A 16,749-nucleotide genomic window follows, 5' to 3' on the forward strand; every position below is an offset into this window, starting at 1 on the left:
CATAAGGACAAAAAGCAGATTTTTTATCGCTCAACTCTATCGTTCAGTCAACTGAGTCAGCAAGTTCGTCGAGCGCTCGGTGAAGGCTTTCATACCGTCAGCGTCGAAGCCTTTTTGAGCCATCAGGGCAAGATCGTACACCTGCTCACAGATCATCGTGGCTAGCTGAGCAGAAGGCGACTGGCCACCATCCGCTTGAATGACTGCGCCCTGACCAAGCTTGGCGACATTTTTAATCAGGGGGTGAGAGGTATTGACTAGCAGCGTGTGTGAATCAGGAAATTCTACGCCTTGCTGCTGCAAAAAGGCGCTCATTTCCTGCATTCGTCGCAGCTCTTCGGGCACTAGCACCATTGCCGGTGGGGCTGAATTATCGGCTGACTTGAGGGCTTCAGTACGAATTTTGATGCTGGGTCGGTTGAGCGCTTTTTCAAAGACCTCTTTGATTTGCTCACTGCGCGTTTTATTGGTGGTGGCATCGACGATTTCGTTTTCCTGCTCGCTGTCGATCAGGGTGTTGTCGAGATCGGCATCGACTCTTGAGAATTTTACGTCTGAGTATTCTTGCTCTAGAAAAGAGACGAAGTGAGTATCAATGAATGAATCCATAAATAGCACTTCGAGCCCCTGATTCTTGAGCAGGCTAATGTAGGTGGCTTGAGCTACTTCATCGGTGGCGTAGTAGATGCGGTTTTCGTGCTTGGCCTGATTGCGCTCTAGATATTCTTTAATGGTGGTGTAAAAATTACCTTTGGCATCGACTGCTTGTTTTTCGCTGACTTCTGACCAAGCATCGTCGCCTTCGGCTCCTTCGACTTCAACTTTGGGTTTGTCTGGTTCGGCTAAATCGGCTGTAGAACGGAAGACAACGTAGTCTTGAACTTGCTTTTTGAACTTTTCATCGTTGAGGGAGCCAAATTTGGCGAAGGTGCCGAGATCTTGCCAAATCCGGACGTATTCAGAGATGTCGTCGCGGTAGAGTTCTTTGAGGCGATCGCCCACCTTTTTTGCCACATAGTCAGCAATCCGCCTTACCGTCCGGTCAGCCTGCAAAAAGCTACGTGACACGTTCAGCGGAATATCGGTACTGTCAATCACCCCGCGCAGCGGCGTCAGGAACTTGGGAATAATTTCTTCGCAATTATCGCTGACAAAGACCTGATTGCAGAAAAGCTTGATCTGGCCTTTGTTTAGCTCAACATCCGGCTTGAGCTTAGGGAAGTAGAGAATGCCGTTAACGACAAAGGGATAGTCGGTATTAAGGTGAACCCACAGTAGAGGCTCTTCTTCAAAGGGGTAGAGGTAGCGGTAAAGATTGAGATAGTCTTCGTCGGTGAGGTCGCCGGGTGATTTTTTCCAGAGCGCCTCCTGCTTATTAATGACTTCATCGCCGAGTTTGATCGGCACTGGCATGAAGTCGCAGTAGGTTTTTACTAGCTGCTTGATCCGAGGCTCTTCTGCATATTCGGCTTCGTCGTCATTGAGGTACAGCGTAATGGTGGTCCCGCGCTGGGTGCGATCGCTCTCACTCAGCTCAAAAGAAGTGCTGCCATCGCAAGACCAATGAACCGCCTGCGCCCCTTCCTGCCAGGAAAGGGTATCAATATCTACCCGGTCGGCCACCATGAACGAAGAGTAAAAGCCCAGACCAAAGTGACCGATGATCTGCTGATCGGTATTTTCTTTATACTTGCTGATGAATTCTTCAGCGCTGGAGAAAGCTACCTGATTGATGTACTGCTTAATTTCATCTGCTGTCATGCCGATGCCGTTATCAGTAATGCTGAGCGTCTTTGCCTCTTTATCTAGGGCAATGCTGATTTCTGGATCGACTTCACCTTGATATTCACCGGAGCGAGAGAGCATTCCCAGCTTATTAAGTGCGTCAACGCCGTTAGAGATCAGCTCACGAATGAAGATCTCATGGTCGGAGTACAGCCACTTTTTGATGATGGGAAAGATATTTTCGGTATGGATACTGATGTTTCCCTGTTCCAAAACCGTCGTCATGATAAGACTCTGCCTCTTTGTGATGCGTAAAACTTCTACTCCTTATTGTCTAAAAAATGAGTGAAATGACAAGGGCAATGGCTGTCGCTTAAGAGTGCGGGTTTCCCTACCTGCTGCTATTTTAACTAGTTTGGCGACGGGAGAATTGGGCCAGCGGAGCCCTCGTGAATGGGCTTGTGAATGGATCTAGGCCAGTGAGTTTGGGTAGATTAAGGAAACGACTCTATCAAAGCTACTTAATATGAAGGTGCTTGCCTGGCCAGCCTTTAAAACTCGCTATAAAAATCCCTACGGCTGGCTGCTGTATTCGCACATGCCGCCAGCGGTAACGGTGACAGAATTTTCATCAAAGCAACTGCTGCTGGGACAGTTCGATATTTTTCACCTGCACTGGCCAGTAGAAACGCTGGTGCGCCATCCTAATATCTGGGTGGCCCGGCTGCGAGTTTTGCTGTTTTGGCTGCTGCTAAAGCTGAGCAAATGGCGCGGTACTCAAGTGATCTGGACGATTCACGATCAAAATCCTCACGTTGTACTGCATCAGTCGCTGGCAGACTGGTTTCAACGGCGGCTGATTGCGAATACTGACGGCTATATCAACCTGTGCGCAGCTGGCCAGACGGCTGTGAGGCGATCCCTACCTGGTCTAGTCGAGAAGCCGGGCTTTGTCATTCCTCATGGGCACTATCGCGGCTGCTATCCTGACGACCTGACGGATGAAGACGCGCGATCACGGCTAAATCTAGCGCCAGACACTACCGTTCTACTCTACCTGGGCTACATCAGCCCGTATAAGAACGTTCCTCACTTAGCCAAAGTCTTCTGCCAGCTGTCAAACGAGGTGAAAAGCAATGTCACGCTGCTGATCGCGGGTCAGCCCGATAGTGAGCAGATAGCCCAGGCTGTGCGCTCAGCGGCTGATAGCGCTCCAAATATTCAACTGCATCTGCGGTTTGTCAGAGACGAAGAGCTACAGATATTTTTTAAAGCCGCTGACCTAGTGGTGCTGCCATTCAAAGAGATTCTCAACTCAGGTAGCCTGCTGCTGGCGCTTTCCTTTAATCGACCAGTGCTCGCACCTGACCTCGGTGCCGTCTCAGACTGGCAGGCTCAGATCGGTTCAGACTGGATCAAAACCTACTCAGGCGCGCTAACGCCAGCGGTGCTTCAAGAGGCAATTGACGAACTTTTTCCACTGGGTATTGCGCCACTGGAGTCGCTGAATTGGGAAGCGATCGCTCAGCAAACCCTCGTTGCCTATCAGGCTCTCCAGACTTCACCGTCTAAAAGCACATGAAAATTGCTTGCGTCACCACCTTCGACCTCACGAACCCGGCTAGCTGGCCTAAGCGACACCTGGGCTTGTATGGGGCGAGCGCTCAGATTACTCGAACGCTTCAGAACGAAGAGACTGCTATCGAATATCTAGGGGCGCTGAGTCGCAAACGCAGCCCGCTCACCCGGCTCAAATGGCTGACTTACCGAAATTTTCATCAGGATTTTTATAGCTGGGCAGACCCGGCGGTTTCGAGGCACTATGCCCACCAGATTGAGGATAGGCTATCTCACTCTGATGCAGACATCTTGCTGTGTCAGGAGAATGCGATTCCCCTAGCGATGGTTCGACCGGATCGCCCGATGGTGCTATGGACTGATGCAACTTTGGGCAGCTTGATTGATTTCTATCCTTATCTAAGCAATCTTTGCTGGGAGACTCGCCACAATTTGCTCAAGCTAGAGCAAAGGGTGTTAGAGCGATGTAGCTTGATAGTCTTAACGTCGCAATGGGCGGCGCGAAGGGCGCATGACCTCTACGGGACTCCGCTCTCTAAGATTGAGATTATTCCTCGGGGGTCTAATCAAGCTCGCAATCTGCCTTCCGAGACAATTGGAGCGGCTATTGAGCAGCGGGCCAGCCGTCCCTGCAAGCTGCTGTTTGTTGGGGTAGAGTGGCAGCGAAAGGGAGGGGATGTGGCGCTTAGGGTGGCAGCAGAACTTAACCGTCAGGGCATAGAAACTGAGCTGCATGTGGTTGGCTGTGTGCCACCCGTTGATTCTCAGAGCTTCGTTAAGGTTCACGGCTTTATTGACCGAACGACACCCGCAGGCCAGGCAGAGATAGCTGCACTGTTTCAGTCAGCGCATTTTTTGATATTCCCAACAAAGGCAGATACTTTCGGCGTGGTCATTAGCGAGGCCGCCTCGTTCGGGGTGCCTGCTTTAGCGACCGAGGTCGGTGGGATTACCAGTGTTGTCAAAGCCGACGTTACTGGTAAAACATTTGCTCTAGAGAGCGACCCTAGTGAATACTGCCGGTTTGTCGCGGGGTACATGGCAGATATAAAGCGCTACCAATCTCTGGCTTACAGCACCTTGGAGCATTACCAGAAATACATGAGCTGGTCAGCCATCGGAGATCAGGCGAGAGTTGCCTTTCGAAACCTGCTCGCTGAATGAGGGTCGGCTGAGATTTGAGCAGCGATAAATAGATACTTTATCCACATATAGCGTCTGAGGCTTTCTCAAAACGCTAGAAGGTGCTATTCTCTATTTTTAATAAATAGCTATACCTAGCTGAATTCTCCGGCAATTACCATGGTTCAAGAGCTTGATCGTACCCGGTCTAAGAGTCCTTTCCCGGAAGCAGCGCCTGCGGCCTATCCGGTGTTTTACCGTACCTATAGCCGTCGGTCGGAAGAAGGCAGGCGAGAGACCTGGCAGGAAGTGTGCGATCGCACCCTCAAAGGCTTAGTCGAACTCGGTCAGCTCACCGATGAAGAGCGCGACCTGGTGGCGAAAATGCAGCAGACTTTAAAAGCCATGCCCTCTGGCCGCTGGCTGTGGGTAGGCGGCACCGACTGGAGCAAAAATCCCAAAAATTTTTCAGGTGCTTACAACTGCACCAGCACCAACGTCGTCGATTGGCGCGCCTTTGGCCTGATGATGGACTTGGCAATGATGGGCTGCGGTACGGGCGCGGTACTGGAGCCCAAATACATCAACCAACTCCCCAAAATACGCAACAAAATTACTGTAACCATGCGCGGTGGCGTCGGCCAGACCCCTGCCGCTCAGCGCCGGGAAGAGGCAGAAATTAAGGTAGACGAGGCCAATAACCGCGTCGAAATCATCGCAGGCGACAGCCGTCAGGGCTGGGTGAAGTCTTACCAAACCCTGCTAGAGCTTTCGACCGATGAGCGCTTTGATGGCGAAGTGGAAGCGATTGTTGACCTGAGCGATATCCGTCCGGCAGGGGAGCGGCTTAAGGGATTTGGCGGTATGGCCAATCCGGTAAAGCTACCTGAGCTGTACGAGCACTGCGTCAAAATTTTGAATGCGGCTATCGGTCGTCAGCTCAACTCGATTGAATGCTGTCTGCTAATCGATGAAGCTGCAGCCTGCGTGGTCGCCGGTAACATTCGGCGCTGCCTCCCGGAAGATGCACTCGTGCATACAGAAAAAGGGTTGGTTCCGATCAAAGATGTCCAGATTGGCGATCGCGTCCAAACACCGCTTGGCTACCGCCGGGTGACTAACAAATTCGACCAGGGCCAGCAGGACGTTTATGAGATAGAGACCAACGGCCCTCATCCTCGGGCAACACTGAATCATCGGATTGCAGTGTTCGCAAATGCTAGCGGCCAGATTGAATGGAAGCTGTTATCTGAGCTAGCTGAGGGCGATCGCCTGATGCACAGCCATCAGATTCTGACTGGGACGGTCACTCACCTACCCGCTGACACAACATCTGAGCGACCAGAACCAAGTCGAACGGCTAAGGATATTCGTATTCCTGAGCTAACGCCGACCGTAGCCTGGCTGATTGGATTCACCCACGGAGATGGTTATGTCGCACTAGGTCGTAACAAGCACGACAAGCCGTATGGTCGGGTGGAATGGGCTATGAATGAGCGCGATCAAGGCGCAAGCTTACTGCCTCAGTTGCGCTCCAAGATAGATGATGCACTGTCTGAGTTTGGACTTAGTGCTACACATGGCAGCGTTAAAGGAGAAAATACGGCTAAGTCAGTCTGCTCTAGCATTCGACTAGCTGAATATTTTCATGCCCATATTAAACAAGCTCAGCAGCCGCTTGAAGTACCCAGTTTCATCTTGCAGGGTTCTGTAGATGTCAGGGCGGCTTACCTAGCTGGTCTGATGGATGGCGATGGCGCAGCTAACAATCGTCCACCGCACTTGTTGACCAGCGTTTATCGTAATTTCGTTCGTCAGGTTGCAGCCGTTCTCTCTAGCCTGGGCATTGCTGGACGCATTTCGACTATCGTCCCTGACAATGTACGCTGGCAACCCAAGTACAATCTCATGCTGCCTGCTCTAAAGCAGCAATATAGTGCGCTGATTGCGCCGCATTCTGCGAAAGGGCAGATCCGTATCGGGCTCAAGATGTATGGCTTTACGTTGAGTGGTGCAATGATGCGCGCAGCCTATTCTTACAGCGAAATGCGGGAGATGGGTTTTCAAGGTAGCCATAGTGTTGATTCCAACTACGAGCGCTATATTGCCGAAGCTGACCTGGATTTAGACGTACCTATCACAGCAAAAGGATTGGGTAGCTATGATCATGTGCAAACTTACGATATAGAAGTTGAAGAAGCCCACTGCTTTTATTGCGATGGCTACCTAACTCACAACAGCGCGGGGATGAGGCAGTTCGACAGCAACGATGATGTCGCCACTGGCGCAAAAGAAAACCTCTGGCAGCAGGATGAAAGCGGCAACTGGCGAATTGACCCTACTCGCGATGCGCTGCGAATGGCGAACCATACTCGGGTATTTCATGAAAAGCCCTCGAAAGCAGAAGTCTTGACGGCTGTACAAAAGCAGTTTCAGTCAGGCGAAGGGGCTATTCAGTGGGCGGGTGAAGCTGAGCGTAGGGCGCAGGGTAAAGGACGATACGGTCTGAATCCTTGTGTGACTGCTGATACGTGGGTACATACCGGTGATGGCCCCAGGCAGGTAAAAGATCTGATCGGTCAGCAGCATGGAACTTATATAAACGGAGAGCTATTTAGCACGACAGTAGAGGGGTTCTTCTTTTCAGGCGAAAAGCCGGTTGTGAAGCTGGTGACGCAAGAAGGGTTTGAGCTGCGGCTGACTGAGAACCATCGCGTTTTGAAAGTAACCGCGCAGACTCAGAAGAAGCAGTACACCGAGTGGGTGAATGCGGGCGAACTTTGCTCAGGCGATTATATAGTGCTGCACGACCATCGCGAGCTTCAGGCTTGGGAGGGCGCTGGTAGCCATGATGAAGGCTGGTTGCTGGGTAGCCTGGTGGGAGATGGTAGCTTGACAAAGACTCAGTGGAATGACGTTGGGCTGCTGCGCTACTGGGAAGATTCTTCAGATGAGATGAGTCGATATGCTGTTCAGCTTTTGGAGACGGCAGTTGGTTACGCCCGGAGAACATCAGAAGTTCACTATCACAAGCAGCTCAAGCATCGCGTCATCAACTCTACGGGCTTAGCAAAGTTAGCCGCTACCTTCGAGATCACTCAGGGCAGTAAGAATATTGGTCAAGCAGTCGAACAGGGCAGCTACGACTTCTACTGCGGTTTTCTAAAAGGATTGTTTGATGCAGATGGCAGCGTACAGGGAACGCAGCTTAAAGGCATTAGCGTTCGGCTGGCACAGAGCAATTTGCCTAACTTGCAGGCTGTTCAGAGAATGCTGGCCCGATTGGGAATCATTTCTAAAATTTATCAGGAGCGACGACCTGAAGGATATCGGATGCTGCCGGATACTCAGCGACAACCTGCTGAGTACCTGTGCAAAGCTCAGCACGAACTAGTGATTAGCAAGGATAACCTCTATCATTTCCAGCAAATCGTTGGCTTCCGAGAGCCGCAAAAGTCAGCAAAGCTAGACGAACTGCTCGGCGGTTACAAGCGCAGATTAAACAGAGAGCGCTTTACGGCAACTGTAGAATCTGTTGAGGCTGACGGGGTTGAGAAAGTCTACGACTGTACTGTGCCTGGGCCATCGTGCTTCGATGCAAATGGTCTGGTCGCTCATAATTGTGGAGAAATTATTGGGCAGGATTTTCACTGTAATTTGGCCGAAATTCACCTGAACCAGCTTCATCCGAAAGATGAGCAGGCACAGGCAGAGGCGTTTAAGGCGGGGGCGATCGCCGTTGCTGCCCTTCTCAACCACCAATTCCAGGAATCGCGCTACCAGGTGTCCCGCGAAGAAGATCCGATTGTCGGCGTTTCCTTTACGGGTTTCTTTGACTTCTGCGTCAAGGCGTTTGGAGTCGAATGGCTGAACTGGTGGGAAGACGGCAGGCCCGATACTATGCAGGGAGTAGACTTTAAGAGCCGTGAGCAGGCGTACCTCAGTCGCTGGAAGCAAATTGTGCATGAGACGGTTTGGGAGTATTGCGATCGCCATCAAATCCGTCGCCCCAACCGCTGCACCACCGTTCAACCGGCGGGCACCAAAAGCCTGCTCACGGGTGCTTCCTCAGGCTGGCATCCGCCCAAGGCGCAGCGATTTATCCGCCGGATTACCTTTCGCAAAGATGATCCAGTAGCGCTGGCTTGTTTGGCCTATGGCTATTCGGTGATTCCCTCTCAGTCTGACAAAGATGAGAACGGCAACTTGCTGAACGATCCGTTTGATCCGCGCTGTACTGAGTGGTTGGTAGAGCTGCCGGTGGAAGTTGACTGGGCGAATTTGCCCGGTGCGGATGAAGTCGCGATTGAGAAGTTCTCAGCCCTGGCGCAGTTCGACTTTTATATGCAGGTGCAAAAGCACTATACCGCTCACAATACCTCCGCCACTGTAGAGCTGAGAGAGCATGAGGTAGAACCTTTGGCTGACCGCATTTATGAGGCGATCGCCAATGACGAAGGCTATATCTCAGCGGCGCTGCTAGCCCGGTTTGATGACGTGCAGACCTTTCCGCGTTTGCCCTTCGAGCCGATTAGTAAGGAGCGGTATGAGGAAATGTTGGGTGAAGTGCGATCGCGCCGAACCACCGAAGATTTCCATACTGCGCTAGAAGAACACGATGCGGGCGAGCTTCAGGAAGCCGGCCCCGCAGGCTGTGACTCCGATAAGTGCCTGATGCCAGAAGCTAAGCCTAGTTAACCTAGCTCAACTAACAGCTTAATTTGATAGACAATGAGGGGCATGCTCTGAAAAGGGTACTCCCCTTTTTTTGTGAAGAATTTAGGTAGTTAGGCCAACATTTGAGGTATCTACCGACAGGATAGAGTTGGCTGGTTGAAAACTTCCGTTGTTCATCTCCAAGGACAGATCCTGTGCAGTCGATCTACTGGTTTTGCTTTGTCATTGGCGGTGCCTTTGTCGCCCTCGGGGTGGTCGGCGGCGGCGAACTTTTCGATGACTTTGATGCAGATACTGACTTTGATATTGATGCCGATGCTGATCTAGACGCCGATGCTGACTTTGATGCCGATGCCGACAGCGATACAGACCTTCAGGTAGACACTGACGTTGACCTGATGCGGTCTGCCCACAGACGGCGGCGTTTGCCTGGTTGGCTATCTATTTTTATCAGCTTCAAGTTTTGGACGTTTGGCGGCTGCTTTTTTGGCCTGACCGGTTTGCTGCTGAGCGCTGTAGACCCGACGCCGTCTCCGACTGCTGTGTTTGCGATCGCCCTGGCAATGGGCCTTGTGTGCGGTGTGGCGCTGGTAAGTGCTTTACGCAGTCTGAAAAGTCGCAAGGTCGATAGCCTGGTGCGCAATGAAGACTTTGCTGGGCTGATTGGCACGGTAGAGCTGCCGTTTGATGCTAAAACCAAAGGCAAAGTGATTTTGGAAGTGGGCGGGAGCACGCTGCATCTGGTGGCGCAGACTGATGAAGAGAGAGACTTTCGGCCAGGGGAGCCGATTTTAGTAGTTGGTCGCAGCCAGAACCGACTGTGGGTTGTCTCGGCAGAAAATCACCTGGAACCCGCTGATAGTTCTAACAGCGCAGGCTGAACAAGCGACACCGCAAAAGCCGACTTCTCTATTTACCCAATCTACGGATTACCTAATCTACGGAGCTAACTATCGTGAGTGAATCGACTTTTTCAGAGGCTGAGCAGCCCGTTCTACTGGCTCAAGTTAGCCAGCCTGGGCAACTGGCCGCGCAGCCTTTGAATACTAGCGGCATCCTGGGCGCTGGGGCGGTTACGATTGGGCTGGTGGGGATAGTGGCGGCGATCGCCCTGCTCAAAGCCTCCCTCAAAATTTGTAAGCCCAACGAAATCTTGATTATTTCAGGGCGCAAATACAAGCAGGCAGGCAGCAAGGCCGTAGGCTACCGGGTGATATTCGGCGGTAGGGCGTTTGTGCTGCCAATTATCGAGCGGGTGGAGCGGATGGATATGACTACCATGCCGATCCCGGTAGAGGTGAATAACTCGTACGCAAAAGGGGGGACGCCGCTGAATATTCAGGCGATCGCCAACGTCAAAGTCTCCAGCCAGCCCAACATTGCCGGTAATGCGATTGAGCGATTTTTAGGCCGCAATCAGTCCGAAATTCGCCGGGTCGTGCGCGAAACCTTAGAAGGTAATCTGCGCGGCGTGGTCGCCAACCTCACTCCCCAGCAGGTAAACGAAGATCGGCTCAACTTTGCCGAGCGCATTGCCGACGATGTAGACCGCGACCTGAACAAACTGGGACTGCACCTGGACACGCTCAAAGTGCAAAGCGTCACCGACGACGTGGGCTACCTTAGCTCCATCGGTCGCCGCCAGATTGCCAAGATTATTCGCGATGCCGAAATTGCTGAAGCGGTTGCCCTTGGTGAAGCTGAGCGCATAGAAGCCGACTGCCAAAAGCGAGCAGAGATGTTTCAGTCGCAGGCACTGACCATTATTCAAAGCAAGCAAAACGAGCTGCGCAAAATTAAAGCAGAGCTGGATCAGCGCTCCAAATCTGAAGAAGAGCGTACCGCCGCCGCTGCCAAAGAAGCGCGGGCCAGGGCTGAGCAGCAATTGCAGTCAGTCCGAGCCAGGCTAGAACGACTGCGTCTGCAAGCCGATCAGGTTTTACCGGCTGAAGCGCATAAAGAGGCTCAGTTTTTACAGGCTAAAGGAGACGCCGCTGAATTTGCTGAAAACGCTAAGGCTGCGGCTTTGGTGAATGAAATGCTGGCTCAGGTATGGCAGGAAACGGGAGCCGACACTACCCAGATTTTCTTACTTCAGCAAATTGACACCATCCTCAAAGAAGCAGCGACCGTTCCCCACCGCTTAAAGCTAGAAAATATCAACGTGATTGATAACGGCGACGGTAAAGCGATCGCCAGCCTGGCCAACGTTTATCCCGAAGTCATCAAGCAGTTTTTGGCTCAGGTAGAGCAAACCCTTGGCATTGATGTAATCGGTACGCTCAGTCATCGCCAGCCAACTGCCACTAAGTCATAGCGCGCCCCTATTGATTGCACGCAGATAGATCCCTTCAAAATCCCTATCAGGAGAATTTAACGATGACCAGCTTTATTCTTTTAATTATGGCTCTGGCCTCGGGCTCTGGCTTTTTGATGATTAAAAATCTCTACTACATTTGCCAGCCGAACGAGGTTTTGATCTTTGCAGGGGGGAGTCAGCGGTCGGGCGATCGCAAAGTCGGCTATCGCCTGGTCAAAGGCGGCAGCAGCATTCGCACCCCGCTGCTAGAAAAGGTGATGCGCATGAACCTCACCAATATGATCATTGAGCTGAAGGTCTCTAATGCCTACTCCAAAGGCGGCATTCCGCTACAGGTAGATGGGGTGGCTAACATCAAAATCGCTGGGGAAGAGCCGACGATTCATAACGCCATCGAAAGGCTGCTAGGCAAGCCGCGCCAAGAGATTGAAAAAATTGCCAAGGAAACCTTAGAAGGCAATCTGCGAGGCGTATTAGCTAGCCTCACGCCTGAGCAGGTGAACGAAGACAAAATCGCCTTTGCCAAAAGCCTGCTCGATGAAGCGGAAGAAGATCTCGAAAAGCTGGGCCTGGTGCTCGATACGCTGCAAATCCAAAATATTTCTGACGATGTCCGCTATCTCGACTCGATTGGCCGCAAGCAGCAGGCCGACCTTCAGCGCGATGCCCGCATTGCCGAAGCCGAAGCCAAAGCTGAGTCTGCTGTACAAACTGCCGAAAACAAAAAAATCACTGCCGTTCGTCGTTTGGAGCGCGACATCGGCATTTCTCAGGCTGCTGCTGAGCAAAGAACGCAGGATGCCCTGACCATGCGCGCTGCGGTCGTCGCTGAGGCCGAAGCTGAGATTGCCGCTGAGCTGGCCCGAATTCAGGCGGACGTGCCGGTGCAGGAGGAGCGGATTAAGCAAGTGATAGAGCAGCTCAAAGCCGATGTGATTGCGCCTGCAGAAGCTGACTGTCAGCGAGCGATCGCCCAAGCCAAAGGTAACGCTGCCACCATTATCGAAGCAGGCAAAGCCCAGGCTGAAGGCACGCAGCGACTCGCTGAATCTTGGGTCGCCGCTGGAGACAATGCTCGCGACATCTTTTTGCTCCAGAAGCTGGAAGGACTGCTCAATACCCTTTCGACGACGGTACCTGACATATCGGTTAAGAATGTGACGGTAATTGATACGCAGTCAGGCAACCTGGCGACTCAAGCGGCTGCCTTTATGACTCAGCTGAAGCAAACCTCGGGAGTAGATGTCGCCAGCGCAATTAACGGACTCTCTCGGTCTAGCGACCACAACGGCGGGTTGCCTAACCTGCCTGCTGCTAGTGAAGAATCAGCGACATCGTAAGCATCTGTGCAGTCGATGTCATCGGGATACAATAAAGCAGCCCTATCAGATCCGCCCGTATCTATGAGACTTTCCCCCGCCGGTCAGCGCTTTTACCAAGCGGTTCAAAAAGCTGACGGGCGCATTAACCTGGCTGTCGCCGCGCTCTATATCGCTCAGGAAGACTATTGGGATATGGATCCCACTGTTTATCTAGAAGCTTTAGACGATATGGCTGGTGAAGTGCGATCGCGCTTACCGGTAGGCCGCTATCCGCTCAAAGTCATTCAGGTGATTAACACCTACCTCTTTGAGGAGCTGAAGTTTTCGGGCAACCGGCTAGACTATTACAACCCTGATAACAGCTGCCTTAACTGCGTGATCGACCGGCGACTGGGCATCCCGATTACCCTCTCGCTGCTCTATTTAGAAATCGCTCATCGCATTGGCTTTCCGATGGTGGGCGTCGGGATGCCCGGCCACTTTTTAGTGCGACCTGTGGTGGATGAGATGGCAGTGTTTGTCGATCCGTTTAATCAGGGTGAGGTGATGTTTGCCATCGACTGTCAGCAGAAGTTTCATCAGCTATACGGGGAGCAAGCTCAATGGCAGCCAGAATTTTTGAGCGGCGTATTGCCTAAGCCTTTTCTAGCGCGGATACTCAATAACCTGAAGATGATTTACCTGCAGCTAGAAGCCTACGATCAGGCGATCGCTACTCTCGATAAGCTGCTGATTTTGATGCCCGGGCAGGTGCAGCAAGTGCGCGATCGCGGTTTGCTGCACTATCAGCTCGAAAACTACGACATGGCCAAGCAAGATCTGGAAGGGTATCTGCGATCGCACCCTAGAGCCTCCGACGGTCAAGAAATTCAGCGGATCTTAGACAGAATTTGACCCCACTGCAGCGCAAGCAAGGCACCCGAATATACGTTTCCAAAGACCTGCGCATTCAGCCGGGTCTTTTTTTATTGGTACAATCGAAGCCAATCGAAGCTCTATTTGATGGACTGAATGAATGGATGTAATTCCGGCTATTGACCTGCTAGAAGGGCGCTGTGTGCGGCTGTTTCAAGGAGACTATAACCAGTCTCAAGTTTTTAATGACAATCCGGTAGAAGTAGCCCGGCAGTGGGAGGCCGAGGGTGCGACTCGCCTGCATCTGGTCGATTTGGATGGGGCTAAGGCAGGAAAGCCAGAAAACTGGCAGGCGATTGAGGCGATCGCTCAGGCCGTCGATCTACCTATCCAGGTCGGTGGCGGTCTGCGAGATGCCGACCGGGTACGTGCCCTATTCGATTTGGGCGTGCAGTTTGCCATTTTAGGGACTGCCGCCGTTGAAAACCCAGAACTGGTCAGTCAGCTCAGTAAAGAATTTCCTGGTCAGATTATCGTTGGGATTGATGCCCGTGACGGCAAAGTCGCTACCCGGGGCTGGCTAGAGACCTCTGAAGTGATGGCGGTCGATCTGGCCAGACAAATGAGCGATCGCGGCGCGGCGGCTATTGTCTACACCGACATTAAGCGTGATGGCACCCTCAAAGGACCGAACCTGACGGCGCTTAGAGAACTCGCCAGCGCCATTGACACCCCCGTCATCGCCTCTGGCGGTGTCAGCTCTATTTCAGACCTGCTCAGCCTGCTAGGACTGGTGCCTGCTGGTGTCTCCGGCGTGATTATTGGCAAAGCGCTTTACACAGGCGATGTTTCTCTGAAGCAGGCCATTCGCGCTGTAGGGCCAGGTCGCTGGCAGGATGTACCGCCTGAAGGCGGAACTTCGGCGATCGCCTGAGCAAAGCCCTAACGCCTAGCGTTCCGGCCCGAGGGCTGAGCGCAGCCGCAGCCTAGTTGTTCTGCTGGCGCAGCTCCTCAATTTCTTTGCGAATTGCAATCAGCTCGGTGGTTAGTGACTCTACTTCAGCTTGAAGCTCAGTATCAATCACGGGTGTTGCCACAGTGGTAACCGTTGTAGGGGCCGGAGGCGCGGCCTGAGAAAAGCTAGAAGATACGCTGCGAAAAGGTTCAGGCATCTGGCTGACGACGCCCTCAACAAAATCACGCGCCTCTTTCTCAGTGAGCGCGCCCCGGACTTCTAGCTTGTCTGCCAGGCGATAAAAGTCCGTGCCGACCTCAGAAAAGTCATCGGCAGCTCGCTGGGGGTCTTGCACCGCTTCAACGGCAGAAGACGCCGCACCGAGGGTGACGCGATAGCCTTTTTGCAATAGTTCGATCAATGTATCGGTATTCATGGTGCTACAGGTATGCCGTCCAGCTTCTATTGTGCCGCAAACTCAGAGCTGTGGCTATCAACTATAGACAGAACGTTTCTACCCAGCGGCTACTCCCACTCAATCGTCCCCGGCGGCTTAGAGGTGATGTCATACACCACCCGGTTAACACCCTCTACCTCATTAACCACGCGATTAGAAATGCTCTCTAGCAGCTCATAGGGGGCGCGTGACCAGTCGGCAGTCATGCCATCTTCGCTGCTGACCAGTCGCAGCACAATGGGGTAAGCATAGGTACGCTGATCGCCCATAACGCCCACGCTGCGCACCGGAAGGAGGACGCCAAACGCCTGCCAGAAGTCGTGATAGCTGTCGCTACGGCGAATTTCTTGACGAATGATGTAGTCAGCTTCGCGTAAAATGTGCAGCCGCTCGGTGGTCACTTCACCCAAGATACGAATAGCCAGACCTGGGCCAGGAAAGGGATGACGGCGCACAATATCATCAGGCAGGTTAACCGCTCTACCGACCTTGCGAACTTCGTCCTTAAAGAGCTTACGCAAAGGCTCAATCAGCTTAAATCGCAGATCTTTTGGCAGACCACCGACATTGTGGTGGCTTTTGATTTTGACGGCGACACGCTCACCGGTTTGCGGATCGACGTTGGTATCAGCCGATTCGATCACATCGGGGTAGAGGGTGCCCTGAGCTAGATAGTCGAAGGGGCCAAGACGAGCGGACTCTTCTTCGAAAACGCGGATGAATTCGTGGCCGATGATCTTACGCTTCTCTTCGGGATCGGTAACGCCCTTGATCTTCGTGAGAAATCGCTCTTCAGCGTTGATATACTCCACGTTGATGTGGAACCGCTTATCGAAAACCTCAATCAGGCGTTCGGGCTCGCGTTTGCGCATGAAGCCTTGATCGATAAACATGCAGGTGAGCTGATCGCCGATTGCCCGGTGCAGCAAAAAGGCCAGCGTAGAGGAATCGACCCCGCCCGAAAGCGCCAGCAGTACCCGCTGATCGCCGACTTTGGCACGAACCTCACGAATGGCTTCTTCGACAAAGGCCTCGGTAGTCCAGGTGGGTTCGCACTGACAAATCTGGTAGACGAAATTACGAATCAGGGCGTTGCCTTCTGTAGAGTGCACCACCTCGGGGTGAAACTGGACGCCGTAAAAGCGCTTTGAGGGATGGGCGATCGCCGCCTGCGGCGTATTTTCCGTATGGGCCAATACTTCAAACCCCTCGGGTAGCTGCGTGACCGAATCACCGTGACTCATCCACATTGTCGAGGCATCAGTCACCTCAGCCAGTAGCTCAGTGGGCTGATCAATGAGCAGTGCTGCTTTACCGTACTCACCGCGATCAGCCCGTTCAACCTGTCCGCCGAGCTGCTGCACCATCAGCTGCATGCCGTAGCACACGCCTAAAATGGGAATGCCTAAGTTCCAAATCTCGGGATCGCAGATGGGAGCGCCCGGATCGTAAACCGATTTTGGCCCACCGGAGAGAATAATTCCCTTCGGATTGAGTTGGCGCAGTTGCTCAGCAGAGGTGCGATAGGAGAGCACCTCTGAGTAGACTTCTGTCTCTCGAATGCGGCGGGCAATGAGTTCAGAATATTGAGAGCCAAAATCTAAAATGGCCAGCATTTGGCGGTCTAAACCAGCAGATGCGATCGCCGCTTCGGAGATTTTGGGTTGAGCTGGTGAGGTTGGTGTTTGAGAGGTTGGTGTTTGAGAGGTCACAATCAGTCCCTTTGTTCAGGTTTTCA

At 52.6% G+C, this 16,749-nt stretch carries 11 protein-coding genes; 8 read left to right on the forward strand and 3 right to left on the reverse strand.

The window, feature by feature from the left end:
* Positions 1-36: 36 nt before the first annotated feature.
* Positions 37-2,010, reverse strand: a complete 1,974-nt coding sequence (htpG, locus tag CKL79_RS12245) for a molecular chaperone HtpG (RefSeq protein WP_121969872.1) — start codon at positions 2,008-2,010, stop codon at positions 37-39.
* A 241-nt stretch (positions 2,011-2,251) separates the two neighbouring features.
* On the opposite strand from htpG, the gene CKL79_RS12250 reads away from it, so the two are divergent.
* The 8 genes from CKL79_RS12250 to hisA all read left to right on the forward strand — a co-directional run bounded on the left by CKL79_RS12250 (position 2,252) and on the right by hisA (position 14,533).
* A complete protein-coding gene (locus CKL79_RS12250) occupies positions 2,252-3,307 on the forward strand; it encodes a glycosyltransferase (protein WP_121969873.1) in 1,056 nt (351 codons plus the stop codon).
* Entirely contained in the window at positions 3,304-4,467 is a 1,164-nt protein-coding gene (locus CKL79_RS12255; protein ID WP_121969874.1) for a glycosyltransferase family 4 protein, read from the forward strand. Before CKL79_RS12250 ends, CKL79_RS12255 begins: the two co-directional genes overlap by 4 nt.
* A gap of 138 nt (positions 4,468-4,605) precedes the next feature.
* Positions 4,606-9,123: a ribonucleoside-triphosphate reductase, adenosylcobalamin-dependent gene (gene nrdJ, locus CKL79_RS12260; RefSeq protein ID WP_121969875.1), complete on the forward strand. Its 4,518-nt coding sequence runs from the start codon at positions 4,606-4,608 to the stop codon at positions 9,121-9,123.
* A 173-nt stretch (positions 9,124-9,296) separates the two neighbouring features.
* On the forward strand, positions 9,297-9,983 hold the full coding sequence (locus tag CKL79_RS12265) for a hypothetical protein (protein WP_121969876.1): 687 nt from the start codon (positions 9,297-9,299) through the stop codon (positions 9,981-9,983).
* Between the two features lie 74 nt (positions 9,984-10,057).
* The gene (locus tag CKL79_RS12270) at positions 10,058-11,419 is read left to right on the forward strand and encodes an SPFH domain-containing protein (RefSeq protein WP_121969877.1); all 1,362 of its coding nucleotides are present in this window, start codon (positions 10,058-10,060) and stop codon (positions 11,417-11,419) included.
* A gap of 62 nt (positions 11,420-11,481) precedes the next feature.
* Entirely contained in the window at positions 11,482-12,762 is a 1,281-nt protein-coding gene (locus tag CKL79_RS12275) for an SPFH domain-containing protein (RefSeq protein ID WP_121969878.1), read from the forward strand.
* Positions 12,763-12,825: 63 nt separating this feature from the next.
* On the forward strand, positions 12,826-13,638 hold the full coding sequence (locus CKL79_RS12280; RefSeq protein ID WP_121969896.1) for a tetratricopeptide repeat protein: 813 nt from the start codon (positions 12,826-12,828) through the stop codon (positions 13,636-13,638).
* Positions 13,639-13,759: 121 nt separating this feature from the next.
* Complete coding sequence (hisA, locus tag CKL79_RS12285) at positions 13,760-14,533, forward strand: 1-(5-phosphoribosyl)-5-[(5-phosphoribosylamino)methylideneamino]imidazole-4-carboxamide isomerase (protein WP_121969879.1); 774 nt, start codon at positions 13,760-13,762, stop codon at positions 14,531-14,533.
* Positions 14,534-14,585: 52 nt separating this feature from the next.
* On the opposite strand, the gene CKL79_RS12290 is transcribed toward hisA, so the two are convergent.
* Both CKL79_RS12290 and guaA read right to left on the reverse strand, forming a co-directional pair.
* Positions 14,586-14,990 (reverse strand): hypothetical protein, encoded by a 405-nt coding sequence (locus tag CKL79_RS12290; RefSeq protein ID WP_121969880.1) that lies wholly within the window; start codon positions 14,988-14,990, stop codon positions 14,586-14,588.
* 89 nt (positions 14,991-15,079) lie between these two features.
* Complete coding sequence (guaA, locus tag CKL79_RS12295; RefSeq protein ID WP_170944046.1) at positions 15,080-16,627, reverse strand: glutamine-hydrolyzing GMP synthase; 1,548 nt, start codon at positions 16,625-16,627, stop codon at positions 15,080-15,082.
* Positions 16,628-16,749: the final 122 nt, after the last annotated feature.

Origin of the sequence: Leptolyngbya sp. BC1307, from assembly GCF_002286735.1 — a bacterium.
Classification (GTDB): domain Bacteria; phylum Cyanobacteriota; class Cyanobacteriia; order Phormidesmidales; family Phormidesmidaceae; genus Phormidesmis.

What these genes read in the sequence shown, in the direction of transcription:
- htpG (WP_121969872.1), bottom strand. Translation starts at nt 2,010, where the DNA reads ATGACGACGGTTTTGGAACAGGGAAACATCAGTATCCATACCGAAAAT.
- CKL79_RS12250 (WP_121969873.1), top strand. Translation starts at nt 2,252, where the DNA reads ATGAAGGTGCTTGCCTGGCCAGCCTTTAAAACTCGCTATAAAAATCCC.
- CKL79_RS12255 (WP_121969874.1), top strand. Translation starts at nt 3,304, where the DNA reads ATGAAAATTGCTTGCGTCACCACCTTCGACCTCACGAACCCGGCTAGC.
- nrdJ (WP_121969875.1), top strand. Translation starts at nt 4,606, where the DNA reads ATGGTTCAAGAGCTTGATCGTACCCGGTCTAAGAGTCCTTTCCCGGAA.
- CKL79_RS12275 (WP_121969878.1), top strand. Translation starts at nt 11,482, where the DNA reads ATGACCAGCTTTATTCTTTTAATTATGGCTCTGGCCTCGGGCTCTGGC.
- CKL79_RS12280 (WP_121969896.1), top strand. Translation starts at nt 12,826, where the DNA reads ATGAGACTTTCCCCCGCCGGTCAGCGCTTTTACCAAGCGGTTCAAAAA.
- hisA (WP_121969879.1), top strand. Translation starts at nt 13,760, where the DNA reads ATGGATGTAATTCCGGCTATTGACCTGCTAGAAGGGCGCTGTGTGCGG.
- CKL79_RS12290 (WP_121969880.1), bottom strand. Translation starts at nt 14,990, where the DNA reads ATGAATACCGATACATTGATCGAACTATTGCAAAAAGGCTATCGCGTC.
- guaA (WP_170944046.1), bottom strand. Translation starts at nt 16,627, where the DNA reads ATGCTGGCCATTTTAGATTTTGGCTCTCAATATTCTGAACTCATTGCC.